This window comes from Paenibacillus sp. MMO-58 (assembly GCF_037146255.1).
Classification (GTDB): domain Bacteria; phylum Bacillota; class Bacilli; order Paenibacillales; family Paenibacillaceae; genus Pristimantibacillus.
On sequence record NZ_JBBCVY010000002.1, the window covers coordinates 928,115 to 946,183 of the forward strand.

Sequence of the window (18,069 nt, forward strand, 5' to 3'; positions counted from 1 at the left end):
TTCGTCATGTTGAGGATTATCTTTCCCCAAATGGCACAGGTTATATAGCAAAAAGGAGAGGGGCATCCCTCTCCTCTTGCAAAAACCCGAATAGCGGGCAGCTTTTGTCTTTTATCGTATGGCTTGCGAATTGGAAGCCTCGGCTACAACTTCTTCCCATAATTCCTCGGCGATTTGCTTCAGCAGCAAAGCTTCCTGCCAGCGGTCGGTTGTCTCGACCTCGCGGCCGTTCTCAACCACTCTCGTAATCGCGTAACCTGGGGGACCAAGCTCCGGGATAAAAGAGAGAATATCGCCAGGTACGGCATTCGCATACCAATTCTGCATCCCTTTGCGCCACCAGCGTTTGAAATGCTTAACCATCGGATGGTCGCCGTTAACCATATCCACTTGAACCTGCTCTCCATTGGAGATACGGCCGTGGATTCCGGCAGTCCGCTGAAGCAGCACGTCAAACTCGGCTTCCGAGCGGTTATGCGTGCCGTCCAGCTCACCGCCAACAACGTAATGAGACAAATCGATAATGAGCTGTAGCTGCGGCAAAGCTCTTACATAATCGGTTGTCCGAAGCAGATCCTGCGTGATTCTACCCCGGTGGGTTTCGATAAATTGCGGTATACCCGCTTCCGAAGACGCTTCCAGGAGTCCCTCCAGCAATTGCACGGCTTCATCGCCAACAACAAAGGCATCCATGACCTGCGAGTTGATGTATTGAACCCGGCCGAATTGTTTGGCGGCTTCAAGCGTATCCAGAATGTCCTTTACATTCGCCGGAAAAGCAATCGTGCTGAAGCTGAACTGGTGCTTGTCCAGCAGACGATGCCACTGCTCATATTCCTGTTCAGACGGCATCGTGGCGCTAATGCCGGTAAAGCCGGCTTCGGCAATCTTCTCGAACTTCTCTTCCATCGTCCATTCTCGGCCGTTCTCGCCAAGACCAATCATCGCCCACCAGGACTGCTGAATTTCCATTCTTGGCGGACGCGAAGAACCGTCGTTCAGATGAAAGTTAGATGCCATAACGAACACACTCCAATTCTAGTAGTTGTTGTTCACTCCTTGTCCGCTTACCATATCAATGACAGCCTGATACAGGTTAGGCGGATATTCCGCAATCCGGTGACATAAATACAAGTACCACTCGAGTCCGTACGGAACATAAACCCGTATCGGATTCCCTTCGCTCCGGAGGCGGTTAGCTAGTTCCGGACGAATGCCGTACAGCATTTCAAGCTCCGCTTGAGCGCTTGTTAACCAGCCTTTTTCCCGTACGGCATTAATAATCGCGTCGTCATGGGTAGCGATGGATACCTGATGGCCTTGACGGATTGCCAATTCGACTAGATTCAAATAACGCTCATTCAGCTCGGGCGACCGTGCGAGCGACAGATGATCCGGTTCTTGATAAGCTCCTTTTACGATACGGATCCGGCCGGGCGAAGTCAGCGCCGCCAAATCCGCCGGCGTTCGGTTGAGATGCGCCTGCAAGGTAATGCCGATGCCGGGGTACTCATTCGCAGCCTGCTTATAGACGGATAAAATATCATCCGTTTTCCCGGACTCTTCCATGCTGATGAACAGCTCAATCTGCGTTCCTTCCGCCTGTCTGGCCAGCTCGGTCAAGTTGGCATACGCAAGCGTTGGGCTTATCATTAACCCGATATGCGACAGATCAAACGACACCCGCCCCGGCAGTTCCGACTGCTTCAACTGCTGAATAAGCGCTTTCATCTCTGCCGCGGCTTGTTCGCACTCCTCGGCATCCGATGTATTCTCACCAATGTATTCGATGGAAAGAGAATAACCCCTTCTCAAAATCTCTTTTCCGGCTCCCAATCCTTCCGGAAGACTATCTCCCGCCACATACCTTAACGCTGCCTGACGCAAAAGCCGATTTATAAGCGGATTCTGCTCCACATAAGCTTTCAAATCCGAACGGCGCGCAATAGATTTCAAGGCTGCAGTTAACTGTTGTTCCAATTCCAAATGATGATTCATGCGGCGATGCCACTCCCTTTTCCCGAATTGCGTTTATTGTAAGAGATAAGGGAGTGACCGTATTGTATAAAATTGCTCTATCGCTGCATCGATAACGCGTATTTCTGCGGTGTAGCTCCTACGATCTTGCTGAATGTGCGGGAGAAATGGCTTTGGTCATAAAATCCCGCTTCCGCCGCGATATCCGCTATCGCCTTCCGGTTCTTCATCAGCTCCGTCTTGGCGTGATTGATCCGAAGCAGATTCTGATAAGCATGGGGCGGCAAATGGCTCGATTGCTTAAACAACCGGATCAGATGAAATCTGCTGATATCCGTCATCTTCTCCAGTTCGTCCAGAGTAATCTTTTCGGTATAATTCTCATGCAAGTATTCTTTGACCAGGTTGACGTATTTACGGTCTTGTCTGGTTCTGCGGCGCTGATGCGCAAAGTCGGAATCATTCCGGCTGACTACCGCTTCGATAAGCTCGATCAGCGAGGTTTCGATCTCAAGCGGTGAAGTTTCCCCCGATAAAGCTTCCATAGTCCGGTTGATACGGATCCGGCATGCCTTGTTCTTGCCCTCTTCCAGCAGAAAAGGAATATGCAGCCGTTCAAGCTCCTGCTGCTTCAGCCCTTGAAGCCAATCCTGCTTGATAAACAGCATTTTATAGCTCCAGTCCGCTCCTTCTTCCGGATGGCAGGCATGAAGCATCATTGGCGGAAAGCTGATTATGCGGCCTTCCTCCACCCTATGCAGCGTTCCGTCACACCATGCGTGGGTCTCCCCGATATCGATCAGCCCTATGGAATACTCTTCATGGAAATGCTTCTGATAGGCAAAATCACTCTTCCGGCATCGCTTAGCCTCAAGAAACGGAAGCGCTTGGTCGCGATAAAAGACGACATCCGGCATGCGTATCGAACACCTCCTTTAATCTAGCGTTATTATATCAGCCATTGCATAGAAAAGGACAATCCGGAAGAACGCCTGCTTCCGGATTGTCCTCGCTCAAACTCTAATTCTTGTAGATGTTGTACAGCATGACGGCAACTTCCGCTCTTGATGTTGTCGCCAGAGGGGACAGTTTGCTTCCCGAGCCTTGTACGATGCCGTTCTTAACAAGGGTTGCAATGCTGTCTGCCGCGTAAGAGCTTACTTGATCGGCGTCCGCATAACCGTTCATATCAACTGCGGTACCGTTCATCGCAGACAGCTTTTTAGCCGTAACCAGCGCCTTGGCTGTCAACGTCATCATATCCTGTCTGCTGATGCTTGCGCGCGGATCAAAGCGGTTCTCGCTAATGCCGTTCGTAATGCCAAGCTTCTTCGCAATGCCTACTGACTGATAGTAATAATCGGTAGATTTGACATCCGAGAAGTTCGAATCTACTTCGGCTGTCAATCCAAGCGTGGATACAAGAAGCTGAATGAAATCAGCTCTCGTAATCGCCGCAATTGGCGAATAAGTTTGGGCCGAAGTGCCTTTAATGATTCCTCTGGACGCCAAAGCTTCAATCTGTGCTTTGGCCCAAGGTACGGCAGCCAGGTCATTAAAGGTCTTGTGCACTAACGCGACAGCATACTTGCTGAAATGCGTCGTTGTAAACACCATTACGCCAGCTGCCTGATCATAATAACCGCTTGGTACAGGCTCTGTCGTGCCGTCTTCCTTCACGTACAGGATGACGAGATGATCCAGATTTTCGCCTGCGGCAGGCGTATATGGAATGGTTACAAGGACTTGAACATTGTCATTATGGAAGCCAAGCGGCTTGTTGTCTGCAAGCAAGTAAATATCAACAGCCGGTTTTCCTTCCGTCAGAGAGCTTGAAGGCCCAATATGAAGGGTGACGTTTTGGGCGGAACCAAGCTCCGCGGACGTAAACATGCCTGCCGGAAGCGTTACGGTGCCAAATGGCGTTTTTACTCGAATCTCCTGCGATTCTTCGAGTTGTCCGAGCAAGCTGGCCGGAATTTGCTGTTCATACGCTTCCGCTCCCGCCACTTGCGGCAGTTCAATCTCTACTACTTTTCTGCCGTCCCGCAGTACCGGGGCAAGCGTTAATGCTTTCGTCAGGTCGGCGCTTGTTACGGAACCTTTCGCAACTTTGGTAGACGAATCCAAAACTCCGTTCACCGTAAGTCTTGCCAGATCCGATGTAACGACTGGTGTCAGACCCGTTGAGGAGCTGGAATTACTGCCGCTGCCGGAATTGCTTTGGCTCGATTTCGCAGGAACAACCACTGCAATGGAAGCCGTATCCGCTGTCGTATTATCCGACGTTCTTGTTACGCGAAGCACCAGATGAACCGTTGTTTCTGCAGACGGCGGCGTAATAACGCCGTCTGTTCCGATCACTTCGTTGTCCGAAGACTGGATGGCAATCGTGAACCCTGACGGTACTCCCGGCAGCGTCAGCGCTATAGCATCCTTCGCCGGTGCCGTAATGGAGGTAATGCCGTCCGCTACTTGCTGTGCCGAGCTTTCGACTGGCCCTTCTTCCGATTTCGCCGGTACAACCACTGTAAGGGAAGCCGTGTCCGCTGTCGTGTTATCCGACGTTCTTGTTACGCGAAGCACCAGATGAACCGTTGTTTCTGATGCCGGCGGCGTAATAACGCCGTCTGTTCCGATCACTTCGTTGTCCGAAGACTGAATGGCAATCGCGAACCCTGCGGGCACTTCCGGCAGCGTCAGCGTTGTAACATCCTTCGCAGGAGCCGTAATGGAGGTAATGCCGTCTGCTACTTCCTGCGCCGTGCTTTCGATTGGCCCTTCTTCCGATTTCGCCGGTACAACCACTGCAATAGAAGCCGTATCCGCTGTCGTGTTATCCGACGTTCTCGTTACGCGAAGCACCAGATGAACCGTTGTTTCTGCTGCCGGCGGCGTAATAACGCCGTCAGTTCCGATCACTTCGTTGTCCGAGGACAGAATGGAAACAGAATAACCGGTAGGTACTCCCGGCAGAGTCAGCGTTGCAGCATCCTTGCCCGGAGCCGTAATCGCCGTAATACTGTCAGCGATTTCTTTCGCCGTACGGGCAATCGTGACATTTTGCGCAATGGACAATGCCGACTCCGTGCCCATTCCGTCAATCACGCCAACCTTGTAGAAATAGGTATGCTCGGAAGGAAGGCCGCTGTCGGTGTAAGTGCCGGCCGTACCGCTGTACACTTTCGTGAAAATGCCTTCTTCGCTGTCCGAACGGTACAGGTTATAACCAAGCGCACCGGTCGTTTTGTTCCAGGCAAGCTTCACGCTGGTCGAAGATGCCGCTGTTGCCGTAAGGCCCATTGTTGAATCCGGAGCTGGCGTCAAATCCGGATTTACGATCATTATCCAGCTGATCATCGGATCTTGCGCAGCCGTATTTCTTACCGTTATTTTCAGCGAGCCGCTCGTAATATTCACGCCGGTAAATGCCATCGTATTGCTTGGCGTAAACGTAACGGCGCCTTTATTCTCGTCATTCAGGAGCAGGTTTGCTTTTCTGCTCGTATTCGTCCACGGATCGTTAAAGCCCAGATACACATCATACGAACCGTTCTCCAGGGAGAACTGATAAGCAAGGTCCGTCCCCTTCGGAGAATTGGTTACGTTGCCGCCGTTCAAGTAACGGACCGTTGAGAAAATATCCCCGTCAGCAGAACCGGATGGCATCGAATCTGCGCCAAGATAACCCCAAGGCGAAGCATCGGCTGCATTGTAGGCCTGTTCGATTACCGTTTTGTTCGCCAGAGTGTCCTGCATGTAAGAAGCGAGCAGCTTGTAATCGGAAGTTGCATAACCGCCTGCGTTTACGAAATACAGCGCATTGTCCGGCACAACGTACATTTTGACGCTCTGCACCTTGTTGTAATACTCCGGCAGCGTCATTTGAACCGTAATTGGGCCCGGCTTGGCAAAGTCCGCTGCCGTAAGAGCATGCGAGTTAATGGACCAGGTTACGGGAGTCGATACGGTTCCCGATTTGCCCAAGACGTCAACCTGGCTTGGCAAGCTAGGCACTTCTCCAAGCTTAACCGCTTCGGGGAACTTGGTGGTCACGTTTACTTGACCCATTGCATTCAGCAGGTCCGGAGTCCAGCTCGCATACCATTTAATCGCAATATCCGTTCCCATTCCGAACTCGATTGGCAGGAATACGTATTTGGCGCCGTCATTGGCAAAGTTGCCGCCGTTCCAAATATCGCCTACGTAGATAAATTTGCCGTTCTCCGGGTCAACCGGAATAACATACGTCGATTGCGTATTAAAGGCTTTCGTCGGGTCCGGGTCGCTGGCCGACGTACGGACGAACGGATCCTGCATCGGAGCCCATGGACCAAAGATATGATCAGCTACCGTATATTTGTTCTGGTTGGCAGACCAGCCTGTTGCACCGGAAGTAATTAAGTAATAATGGCCGTTATATTTGAACATGGCCGGTGCTTCGCGTTGGGCTCCCGGGAATACCCGCACATAGTCAACGCCGTTTACGGCTTTGTACGAAGCATCGCGTACGGCGTTTCCGTTCTCGTCTACGTTGCCGTCTTTGTGCCAGCCGGTTACATCGAGATAATCCGGCATCAGCTTGGAGATGTAAATGGTCAGGTTCTCTTCGCTCGAATAAATCAGGTACGCGGTCCCGTCATCATCCTTGAAGAGGTTCATGTCCCTCGCCATACCCGGGTTGCCCGGCTGGTAATCGATCTCGCCGGCAGGAGCCTGATCCATCCGGTAGCTTCGCTGGTAGACGAACGGTCCGGTTGGCGAATCGCTTATGGCCACGCCCGCTTGAGCTTTGCCGTAATTGGCGTTGTTGTTGTAAGGATCCTTATCGCCGTCGATATGAGCCCACATGACATATTTCTTCGTTTCATCGTTGTATATGACTTTCGGACGTTCAACAATTCGTCCCTTGCGAATATCCGCCCAGATGTTAACGGTATCCGTTCTGCCTTCATACAGCTTAGAGATAAGAGGGTCATTCGTAAAATCATCCATCGAGTTGATTAACGTAAGAGCCATACCCTCGTCTTTCCAGTTCATGAGGTCCGTAGAAGAATACACTCGGACGCCTGCAGCCGGCCAACCGCCTTTGTGGTATTCCCCATACCAGTAATACTTCTTCGTTTTCTCGTCGTACATCATGCCTGCACCGTGAGCGTCAATCGGATTGCCCGTTGTATCTGCCCATAAAGCGCCCGGTGTTAAGGATGTACGCACCGCACTCACCCCAAGCAAATCGGATACGGCGGAGGAAACGCCGTCTACTAATGCGCTAATGGTATAGAAGTAACCCGTACCTTGCGTTAATCCGGTATTGGTGAAGGTTGCATCCGTACCGTTGTACACTTCGGTAAAGGTTCCCGTTGCACTCGCAGCTCTCTTGACGGAATAAGTAACGGCCGTTCCCGGTAATTCATCCCAGGTCATCGTGACCGAAGAGTCCGTTGTGGACGCGGCCTTGAAGTTAGCCGGCGCGTCAAACGCATAGGTTGTTGCTTGAACGGTTGCAGCCGGTGATTCGCCATAGGCATTGTACGCTGTAATCTGGTACTTGTATGCCTTGTTGGCTGTCAGGCCCGTAGCCTGGAAGCTTAAAGAGGTTCCGTCGTAAATGTTCTCATAAGATGTGCCGCCGTTCGAAGACTGGTACACCTTGTAGCCGGTTGCCTTGGCAACGGCCGACCAGCTCAGATTGATTTTCGACGAGTTGACCGCTGTCGCTGTCTGACTGGTTGGTGCAGCCGGTGCTACGCCAATTGTCTTCACGTTAAATTCCGGCGACCATTGGGACTCGGTAGGTCCCCCGTACAAATATGCGATCTTGTAATAATAATCCGTATCCGAGCTCAAACCTGTATCCGTATAGCTGGCTGCGGTAGTGTTACCCACATAACTGTAACCGCTTCCAGAAGTTGTGGAACGGTATACATTGTAGCTGCTCGCTCCTTCAACCGCATCCCATTTCAAGGAAACGGAGGAATTGGTCTTCGCATCCGATTGAATGACGGCCTGATTAGCTGCCGGGATATCCGTAACCGTAACGTCATCCACTTGAACCGACTGCCATTTATTGCGGATGCCGATCTTCCCGCTCGCAAACGTTGTATCGACTGCGTCAAACAGAAGCTTATCCTTTCCGTTCTCCACGATATAAGCTTTGATTGAGCTGCCAATAAGCACAAGCTTCAGCGTATACCAGGTATTCTTGCTGAGCGCATAAGCAGTGGCGCCTTTAATCGTTGCATCCGTATTATTGACCCGTTTGGTCAGGGTAAGCCCGGTTGCCGCCTGCATCTGGAAATAGTAAAAGTTTTTATAGTCTTGGACGCGGGCCAGAATGCCCGGATAAGCGCCGCCGGCTCCCGTATAGAACCGCATGGAAACCGTGGAATCCGTCCAGTTATCTCCCGTCGTAATAATGCCTTCGCCTGCATCGGTCTGGCTAAGCACTTTATTGCTTGCATCAGCCGGATCGGCTGCTACCGTCCATGTACCGGAAGTAACCGTCCACTCCGGATCAGCCGAATAATTCCCATCTGTAAAATGATCTTGAAAATCAATAGCCGAAGCTGCCGACACCTTGGGAATCGGCGTAAAGTTGAACAAGGAAACACCTAATGACAGCAGTAAAAGCCAAACAATCGGTTTTTTCCGCACTTTCTTTTCGCTCCTTTAAATAGATTAGAGTACGATCAAACGCGGATAGTACTGGCAAAACCTGCGAGCTCCCCCCTTTGTTTCGGAAACCGGTTTCATGAAACCCGTTTCATGATAGGCATAAAAATATGAAATCCTGCGGAACTTCTCCAAAAAAAGAAGAAAGCGGTTTCATTGCACCAATTGTACTGTTTTCCCCATCAATTGGCAACCAACTTTCTTCTCAACTCATCCCGTTTTATGCGATATTTTTGTCAAAACTTGTTGAATTTCAAAAATTTCAAATCCTATTAACGCAAATAAAGCATAAGAGGCTGCAGCTTCAGTGCCTTTAATTCCTCGTAGACCAATCTAGCGATCTCGATCCCGCCAAGCTGCTGGAAATGGGTATTATCCTCCGTGCCATCCGGGAAGTTCATGAATTCCCCAGGGGCCAGCCACATGAACAGCTTCTTGGTCTCTTCCGGACCTAATGCTTCAAAAAAGGCTTTGCTTGCCTTCGCCAAGTCGATTAACGGCACTTCCTCTTCGGCTGCCAGCTCCCTGACCGCCGTCAAATAATCCCCGTGAGTATCCCGGAGCGATCCGTCCTCCTCAAAGAAGCGGCGCTGCACGGAAGTGACAAGAACCGGAATCGCCTTCCGCTCCCTCGCCCCGTCGATATAGGCCTTCAGGGTCTGCTTGTAAGTGGTAAAAGGCTCCGTGTGCCGCTCTTCGTCAAACTTCTGATCGTTATGGCCGAACTGGATAAGCAAATAATCGTAAGGCTTTATGCGGCTCCAGATTTGATCCAGCACGCCTTCGCTGATGAAGCTTTTGGAGCTTCGGCCGGATAAAGCATAATTCGCGACAGCCGCGTCCTGCTTCACGAACATCGGAAGCATCTGACCCCAGCCCGCGTACGGATAACCGTCATCCGGCTGGTCCGTGACCGTCGAATCTCCCGCCAGAAAGATCGTACAGGCTTGCGGCGCCGGCTCCACCTCCATCGCGTTAATGCGAGGCGCAAGCCCGGAGAAAGAGAGCTTTAGCTGCCCGCCGGTTACCCATACCGAAAAGCTGATCCGCGAGAAGCTGCCCGCAGCTGTCCGCTGCTTATGCACGAACAGGCGTCCCTGACCGGCCTTGATTGTTGTTTCGGTCTCGGCAATTTCATCGCCCAGCAGGACAGAGACGCGGTAGATACCGTCCTCCGCATCGAGTAAAAAAGCCGTATCAAGCGGGATGCAGAAATCTCTGCGCAAGGCTCCCGGCTCACCGCGGTCCTTCGCATTAATCCGGTCCGTCCGGGTAAAGCCGTATCCCGTAAAAGAATCATAGACGGATTGCGGCGTGATCTTCGTATAGCCCTCGGCCGGGGTTCCTGTGCCAAAATCAAATCGATAGCTTCGCGTCATTTCGTTTCTAGCTCCTCTACTTTATTTCTCCGCCGGGATACAAGGTTGAGCTGGACAGCCGTTTGGGCTGCGGCAGCGGAGAATCGGTTACGCATTCGCTCAGCTTCACTTGCTTGCTGGAATAAATGGAGGCCGTATCATTCGAATAAATAATAACCTGCTCCGTGCCGCTCCCCCATAAGTCGGCGTGTACGGCATACCCTTCGGAAGGAAATTCTATCACCGGATTCATAAAGCCGTCGTACAAGGTTGGGAATACGCCTCCTCCGCGCCGGTAAGCCAGAATATAGTCCGGCGCATCCTCCGTCCAGCCTCTTAACGGTTCAATTATGGTCAGCCAGCCCGGCGTCTTCCGGTCTTCCTTCCACAGCTCCTTGCCTTCGCTGTCAAGCAGGAACAAGGCGTCCTTGCCGACCAGACCTTTGCCGTCATCCTCCCGGACGAGCCGGTCCAGCCCGGCGATCTGCAATCCCGGAAGATCGGTCCGGAACCGGCCCAGCGCGATATGCTGCGATTCAACGGAACCCTCATATCGCCACAGCTCCTTGCCATGCCGGTCATACATAACCGTTACGCTGCCGCCGATAACAAGCTCGGGCTCTCCGTCTCCATTCACATCGCCTACCCAGATGCAGTCGGCATGATCGTCCAGATCATGACAGCTCCACAGCAGCTTGCCGTCATGATCAAGCAGATCGTAGCCGGCCATGACTTCATCCCTTCCATCGCCATCCAAATCGTAGACCCACGGGAAGTGGCCCGGATTCCCCTCATGCGTCCATAACAGCTTGAAATCACGGTCCAGCGCCCACAGCCGGTGATAGCGGTCCTTCAAAATAACGTCTCCGGCATGCGCGCCACCTGTCAGGTTTGCGACAATAATGCAGTCATGGGCATGCGGATCGGGCAGCTCGTGGGTCGTTCGAACCGAGCCGTCATGCCCGTTAAGGATATGCAGCCGATCATCCATGACGCAAAGCACTTCAAGCCTGCCATCCCCGTCGATATCCGCAATCTGCGCCGGATAATCCGAGCCATGGCGTCCCGCTCCGGGATCGGGCTTGCCAGTCTGCCATAGCAGATTGCCCTCGAGATCATAAGCGGTCAGACATTGCGCCTGATGGGGAATATAACGGACATCCTGACGGTTATCCGGCTGCACCAGCAGCAGCTCCATCCGGCCGTCGCCGTTCAGATCGCCGAGCAGCACTTTGCAGTTTGCCCCCGCAGCTTGCAGATCTATGGTTCCTAGAAGATAAGGCTCCGTTGTGGATACAGAAGACATCCTTGTCCCTCCTAAAAAGAATGATCACCCAAACAGCCTGAGGGCTGTCTGTGATGATTCTTGCTGCGTAAGCTTGAGCTTAAAGAATGGTCACGCAAACTTATTCAGGCTGATCTGCTGTCCGCCATTCACTTCCACCGTCTCGCCGTCAACCTTCAGCCACACGCTGAGGGCGGAAGGATTGTAGACAAAGCTGAGGTCAGCCGCAAACTTAAGCCCCTCGAAAGCTTTCGAGTAATCCACAAGCTCCATATTCGTGCAGTACCAGATCGCCGGATTACCGCCGATGAATTGTCCGAACTGTTCCATTAGCTCCCAATTGTTGTCGCTGTCAAATTCGTAGCTGTGCCCCCACACGTACATCAGGTACAAATACTGCGATTTTTGAAGTCCGGCGAATTCCTCCGCATGCTTCATCAGATCCCGGTTATGATGGCAGGTCGGCTGCCATTCGTGCCAGTCATCCGGCATGCCGTAATGTCCCGTGCTGGGAACAACCCGCGCATACTCGATGCCAAGACCGGGCAGCAGCTCCTTGATTCTTTTGTTATAGGACCCGTTCGGGTAAGACATTCCACGGACCGTGCAGCCGACAATCCGCTCCAGATTGCGCCGATCCTCCATGATCTCATAGACGATCTGCTCATTCGGGCAGCGGGCAATCGTCGGATGAGTCAGCGTATGAGCCGATACTTCATGCCCGGCGTATAACGTCTTGACTTCATCGGCACCAATCCGGTCGTCTGTTCCCAGCAGACCGGAATTGAGATGGAATGTACCTTTCAGCCCGTACCGGTTAAAAATATCGACCAGCCGCCGGTCGGCGAACCTGCCGTCATCGTAGCTAAGCGTCAACGCCTTATGCCTACCTTCCGGGAAACACATTACAATCGACATTGCTTTAACCTCCAGTTACTATCGCGTGCATCCCTCACGGGGCATACACCTGCAAATTACCGTATTCCGCAATAAGCGGGGCCATCTGGCGAAAGCCCAGCTTGCCTTTCCCCAGCAGCGGCCCCCAGGTGGATCCGTCATCCTTCCAACTGAACAGCAATAGATCATTAACGGCAAATTGCACGTACGGCCCTTGCTTTAGCAGCTGCATCCGGTATGGCCCCTCCCCATCCGCCGCATCCGGGATAGGATCGGCCCCTTGGGCAACAAGGTGAAAGCCGTAGCTTTTCCGCAAATTGCACGTATGAAACCGTCTTTCCTCCGCGTGGCGCCTGCGGAAATAGGACACATGGAACGCGTTGAGGTCCCCATGATGATACTGGTCGTAAATTCCGCTTCGGCTGGCTAACCCGGAATCAAACAGATCCTGCCCTTCCATTCCCGCCGCGCAGAAGAATAGAATAGCCAGCCCCGGCTCGCGGACCGGCCAGAAATCCCAAGTGATAACAAGATCCGGCGGGAACTGCTCCGGGCACCAGAACACCAGATTGGCTGCCTGTCCTTCTTCGGGGTCACGCGTGCTTTCAAGACGCATGCGCCCCATCGGGAAAGTGACGGACGCGTCCCCTTCCATCCGGAAATCCGATACGTCCTCAGCCGAACTCAGCGGGTTATTATAAACCATTCTCCATCCGGCTGGTATCAGCATGCTGTTTGTCATCGTCAAGTCAACTCCTGTAGAGGTTTCTCCTGAAGCTTCGGCAATTGATCTGCGATCAGCTCCAAGGCGATAATCGTATTCAGCGACCATTGGGCTGCCTCATTCGTATTCATCCAGTCGATTTCCTGCAGAACGTCGATGTGAGCAACCGTAATGGCCTCCTCCTGAAGATTCACGGCCGCAAACGGATTGCCAAGCAAAATGTCCCAGCATTGCCGGGCCGTTGCTTCATCCTTTCTGTAATAAGCTCCGTAAGCAACAATCGCCGCGCTGAGCACCGGATGCTCGAAACGCGTTGTACTGATATGACCCTTCGTCAGCTTATCCTTCTCTTCCTGCGTCTTGTTGTAATAAACGCCAAGCTCCGCCAGCATCTCTTCCCATTCCGGATCCTTCAGCATGCCGGCCAGCTCGAACCATACCTGCGGTCCGCCCATGCAAATCGCGAGATGCCTGCCCCAGTTATCGTCGCCCATCGGCGTTAAAATCCCCGTCTTGGGATCATAACCGTAGGTCGGACCGGATATCAGACGGTAATTGGCTCCTTTGATACTATTAATGCCGACCAGAATTTTGTCCCGGTAAGCCTCACTCTCGTAACGCTCCCATTGCGTCATCCAGTTCGAGCTGAAGGCTGCCCAGTCCGGGCCAACCCGGATATGGGTCGGATGCTCGTCTTTCGGGAAATAGTACCGCATCGGGTCAAGGTTGACGGTTGTAAAATCCGAATCCTTCGTTTCGTTCATCATATCGCCAATCCGCTCATCCGCCGTCAGATAATAATAGTAACGGTGCAAGCCGGCCATGCCGATTCTTGCTTCCTTGCAGCCGCAGCCCCAATGGACGACGTTATGGCGAGAGCCAAGACCGGCATATTCGCCGAAATGATAGACGTCTACCTCGCTTGTATGCCGGGTCATCGCTTCCGCCATCCGGAAGATGTCTTCCCGGCCCGAACGCAGGAACATAATCCACAGCCACATGTTGGGCGCAAGCTCCGTGTTTTGCCAGGCGCAGCCCCCCAGATCATAGTTCCAGACATGCCGGACCGGATCGTAGCTGTGCATGTAATCGCCGTAATCCCATAATCCATACCATTTGCGCTGCTCGACTTCCTGCTGGTAAAAAGCAATAATGCCGTCCAGCCTTGCTTCAAGCTGCCGCTTCTCTTCGGTCGAATAATCCGGCAGACTCCAAATTCCGAAAGCTCCGGCTTCATGGTAATAGGACGGCTCGCATACAAGCAGAGACGGATTGTCCGTTTCCCGCCGCATCAGCTCCAGCAGCTCCGGCCCCGGCGTTTCCTCCGTGCACCAGAGCGTCAGTTCATTCGTATTGGCGATGCCGTATGGGGTTGCGCGCAGCTCCTCCGCCCCTTCATAGGACGATTCCACATGGGTCTTCGTGTCGTAATGCCTCATGTCCATCGGCTCGCCTTCCGGCGTCCATAACCATGCGGTAAAAGAAGCCTTGTCTCCTGATGCCCCATGAATCTCAAAGCCCGATGGATGCTTTTTCCAGAAATGTCGCAGCCCGCACGCAAGTCCGCCCCCTTCGCCGCCAACATAAGCAAGCCCTCTCGCCCGGTGGCCATCCGTCGCTTTTACCCAGCTGCAGCCTTCGCCGGTTCTTTTCCAGATTCGGTAATGCTCGGACGACTGCTGCATAAGCTTGAAGCCGTCCCATATCGCCGAATCATCCAGCAACCCAAGGAAATACGCATCCTCCGCAGCGTCAAAGCTGACTTTGGTGCCTGTTGTTTGCTCCGCGAACAGCTCCCGGTACTTCCCTTTTGTTCTCCGGGTATGAAGAGTCTTCGGAGATTCCGCGAAAAGTCCGTTGTCTCCCGAGAAACGGATATGACGGTTATAGTGCTCGCCTCTCATGGGGACGGCAAAGCGAATGCCAAGTCCCTTAATAAAATCCTCGTTCGGGTTGCCGTCGTAAAAAAACGTATGCACAATCCGGATCGTCTCAAGTCCAGCATACAGATAGAGCCTCATGGAAAAAGGAAGCCATTCCCGCGCACCGGCGGCTGCGCGGTGCCTGCCGTCGATTTTCACAACCGCGCGAACCGGACCCTCCTGCTCAATAGTTAACCGGTGGACCCGGCTTTCAAACGGTTCCTGCCGGACCGTTCGGACGCCGGACACCTCGCTTGCGCTCTCTCTTATGCAGACAAGCTCTCCCCCGCTGCATAACTCTACCCCATTCCGGGTAATGCCGCGCAGCCAGCTGCTTCCCTGCTTGCCAAGCTTACAGACGATGACACCGGTATCTAGTCGAACCTCATCATCCGTCTCCGTCACTCTAACCGTTAAAGGGGCAGCTGCTGCTTCCCCTTTCATCAAGGTGTAAGCTTCCGCGCCGCCGTCAGCGCTTACCGCTGCGTGAGCGGACCATTTTACGCTTCCGTCCGGCCAATAGGCGGTCGCCCAGTGCTGCATCGGCACGGGCTCGCCTAAGCTGGTTGTCAGCCGTAACGCCTCGTCCCGCCTAAGCTCGCCTTCCCTCCACGGAATTCCCCAAGTCATCCCGACCAGCATTGTATTCTGATCTGGCGATAAGCTGTGCAATGGAATCGTAGCAGCCATTATCCTCATCTCCTTCGTCGTTTGGCCCTATTGTAGAAGCTGGAGGATTAACGCTCAATGAGACAATATTGCGAAAGGGCCACACGACGGTTTGCACATTATTGCTCCGTTTGCACGATCTTGCTTACAGGTGCTGGCTTTGCTCTCTGTAGCTGGTTGGCGTCATGCCCTCCAGCTTCTTGAAAATCCGGTTGAAATAGCTGTGCTGATAACCGACCTGCTCGGCTACGTCATTGATTTTTAATTCCGATTCCCGCAGCAGCTCCTTGGCTTTCTCGATTCTAAGCTCGGTCAGATAGTCGATGAAGTTTTTTCCGGTCACCACTTTAAACGACTTGCTCAGGTAAAACGGATTAGTCCCGATATGCTCCGCGCAGTTATCCAGCGAAATATCCTGCCTGTAATGCTGCTGCATATAGATCATCGCCGCTTCAATCAGCCGCTTAACCTCGGAGCCCGCCCGGCAGGACAGCTCCTTCTGGTAAGGAGCAAGCACTTTATCCCCGAACCAGGTCAGCATCCGCTTCGGCTCCCGGATTTGGGACAGCTGCTCATACAGATTAACGCCCTTGAACAGCCTGTTAGGATTAACCCCGGATACCATGATGACATGCTGGATATTGCCGAGCAGATGAAGCATCCCCTGCTGCACGTCGATTTCCTTGGCACCGGCGCAGGATAATGCTCCAACAAACGCGCTAAGCAGCTCGCTTGCTTCCTCTTCCTTGCCCGTACGAAGTGCCTGAATTAGCTCCCGCTCCAAGGTAAAAGGATACTGCGGCTCCGCCCAAGCCTCGCCGCCTAACACGCCCTGCTCCATATCGATAATTTGGTTGGCATTATCGCAATTGCGGTAGCTGACCGCCTGCTTGACCCGCTCGAACTCGTTCGGCAGATCGGAAATATACGCAGTCTGGCGGCTAACCGCCAGAGTTACCCTCATCCGCAGAATCCGGTTCACCGAAGTCGTCAGCTCCTCGCTGAAGGCTTCAACCGCCTGCTTATACGAGCCGCCTTCCGGAAGAAAAAGCATAATTCCTGCCGTTAAATCATGAAAGTTCAGCGTGTCGCTTTGCTCGAAATGCTTGGACGCCAGCTCCTTCATCATATTAACTGCCGCAAACGTGATCAGCCCTTCGTCTCCGCTTCGGAACTTCTCGTCCATGTTCGCGATTCCGTTCAACTGGATAAACAAGACGGCAAAATGACGGCCGCCCACCTCCCATTTGAACTTTTCCATGCGGCGCAGCAAATCTTCCTCCGAATACGCATAGAGATAACCCTGCAGCAGCTGATGCAGGAAGCTTTCCTTCACATGCGGAAGCTGCTCCGCCAGCTTCGAATTCAGCTCAAGCCGCTCCTTATGAAGATGCTGATATTGCTGCTCGATAAGCGCAAACTCATCCTCCTTGCCCGTCCATGCCGCTCCGCCCGAATAACCTCCAAGCAGATTCGCAAGCCGCTTCACCGGCGAATAGATCCGGTGGGAAGCAAGCCAGGATAACAAAGCCGCCAGCAGCAAGGCGATTAGACTTACCGTAATAACAAGCTTGGAGATAAACATCACCGGCGCGATGATGCTGTTGATCGGAGAGGCCGAGACGTACAGCCATTCATCCGAGATTCGCGACAGGCTGCCGTAAGACACGGTGTAGGTCGAACCCTTCCAGTCGAAGAAAAAGGAGCCTTTCTCCGTCTTCATCCCATTGATCTTCTCGCGCAGCGCCTCCACAAACGTATCGTTGGAAGCGCTTCCGCTTGCGGAAACGAAAAGGTCGCCCGATTTCTGCTGCAGGAACGCTTCGCCTTCGTAATACGGGGTCATCGTTTGAAGCAGACTGGCAATCTTGTCGCTGTCAAACCGGAAGACCAGCACGCCAAACGGATTCGGACTTCCGCCAGGAATATGGTGGACGAGCGTCAAGTCCTTCTGATCCGGATGATCGGAATCAAACGCCCACTGGGTCCAATAAGTCAGGTTTTTACCGTGTATCAGCTTGCTGTATAGGTTTAAATCCTGCTGATCCTGCAGCGGCGTATATTCGGGATTAAACAAGATCTGACTCTTCCCGCCAACAAAGAGCTCGGCTTTCTTGACCAAAGCATTCGAGCCTTGCATGGCGATCAGCGTCTTTGTTATATCGTCGGTTCTCTTGAAATCGCGGACAAAATCAAGTCCGTTTAAGCTATAGTCGAATTTGTTGTCAAATGCCCAGTGGGAAAGCAGAAGCTCCAGGTTGCTTAACTGATCATCCATTTGCTCGGAACGTTGTTCAATCTGCTGGTAGTGAAGCTGCAGCAGCTCGCTTTCTACTCGGCCGCCGGCCATCCAATAGATAAGTCCTCCGATAATAAGTCCGGGAATGCCGGAAACGATGAAAATCATAATTAAGCTTTTTCTAAAAAAGCGTCCTTTGCCGGAATCCGTGCGGCTCCGCCAAATTTTCTTTCCTTGGAGCATCCTATTCCCCCATTCCTTTCGGTTATAAATTTGACCTTATAATAGATTCCAATAAAAGGGAAGCATGAAAATCAGACTAT

General features: G+C 52.7%; 10 protein-coding genes. All 10 read right to left on the reverse strand.

Annotation, left to right across the window (positions count from 1 at the left end):
* Nucleotides 1–111 precede the first annotated feature (111 nt).
* The 10 genes from WFJ73_RS09995 to WFJ73_RS10040 all read right to left on the reverse strand — a co-directional run bounded on the left by WFJ73_RS09995 (nucleotide 112) and on the right by WFJ73_RS10040 (nucleotide 17,989).
* On the reverse strand, nucleotides 112–1,020 hold the full coding sequence (locus tag WFJ73_RS09995; protein WP_336772876.1) for a sugar phosphate isomerase/epimerase family protein: 909 nt from the start codon (nucleotides 1,018–1,020) through the stop codon (nucleotides 112–114).
* Between the two features lie 18 nt (nucleotides 1,021–1,038).
* On the reverse strand, nucleotides 1,039–1,998 hold the full coding sequence (locus WFJ73_RS10000; RefSeq protein ID WP_336772877.1) for a proline dehydrogenase family protein: 960 nt from the start codon (nucleotides 1,996–1,998) through the stop codon (nucleotides 1,039–1,041).
* 77 nt (nucleotides 1,999–2,075) lie between these two features.
* The gene (locus WFJ73_RS10005; RefSeq protein ID WP_336772878.1) at nucleotides 2,076–2,894 is read right to left on the reverse strand and encodes a helix-turn-helix transcriptional regulator; all 819 of its coding nucleotides are present in this window, start codon (nucleotides 2,892–2,894) and stop codon (nucleotides 2,076–2,078) included.
* Between the two features lie 103 nt (nucleotides 2,895–2,997).
* Nucleotides 2,998–8,634, reverse strand: coding sequence for an S-layer homology domain-containing protein (locus WFJ73_RS10010; protein ID WP_336772879.1), 5,637 nt, complete (start codon nucleotides 8,632–8,634; stop codon nucleotides 2,998–3,000).
* A 290-nt stretch (nucleotides 8,635–8,924) separates the two neighbouring features.
* Nucleotides 8,925–10,031, reverse strand: coding sequence for a rhamnogalacturonan acetylesterase (locus tag WFJ73_RS10015; RefSeq protein WP_336772880.1), 1,107 nt, complete (start codon nucleotides 10,029–10,031; stop codon nucleotides 8,925–8,927).
* 16 nt (nucleotides 10,032–10,047) lie between these two features.
* Nucleotides 10,048–11,316, reverse strand: coding sequence for an FG-GAP-like repeat-containing protein (locus tag WFJ73_RS10020; RefSeq protein WP_336772881.1), 1,269 nt, complete (start codon nucleotides 11,314–11,316; stop codon nucleotides 10,048–10,050).
* 90 nt (nucleotides 11,317–11,406) lie between these two features.
* Nucleotides 11,407–12,213, reverse strand: coding sequence for a polysaccharide deacetylase family protein (locus tag WFJ73_RS10025; protein ID WP_336772882.1), 807 nt, complete (start codon nucleotides 12,211–12,213; stop codon nucleotides 11,407–11,409).
* A 34-nt stretch (nucleotides 12,214–12,247) separates the two neighbouring features.
* Nucleotides 12,248–12,934: a YesU family protein gene (locus WFJ73_RS10030; protein ID WP_336772883.1), complete on the reverse strand. Its 687-nt coding sequence runs from the start codon at nucleotides 12,932–12,934 to the stop codon at nucleotides 12,248–12,250.
* A gap of 2 nt (nucleotides 12,935–12,936) precedes the next feature.
* A complete protein-coding gene (locus WFJ73_RS10035) occupies nucleotides 12,937–15,528 on the reverse strand; it encodes an exo-rhamnogalacturonan lyase family protein (RefSeq protein WP_336772884.1) in 2,592 nt (863 codons plus the stop codon).
* 124 nt (nucleotides 15,529–15,652) lie between these two features.
* Nucleotides 15,653–17,989, reverse strand: coding sequence for an AraC family transcriptional regulator (locus WFJ73_RS10040; RefSeq protein ID WP_336772885.1), 2,337 nt, complete (start codon nucleotides 17,987–17,989; stop codon nucleotides 15,653–15,655).
* Nucleotides 17,990–18,069 lie beyond the last annotated feature (80 nt).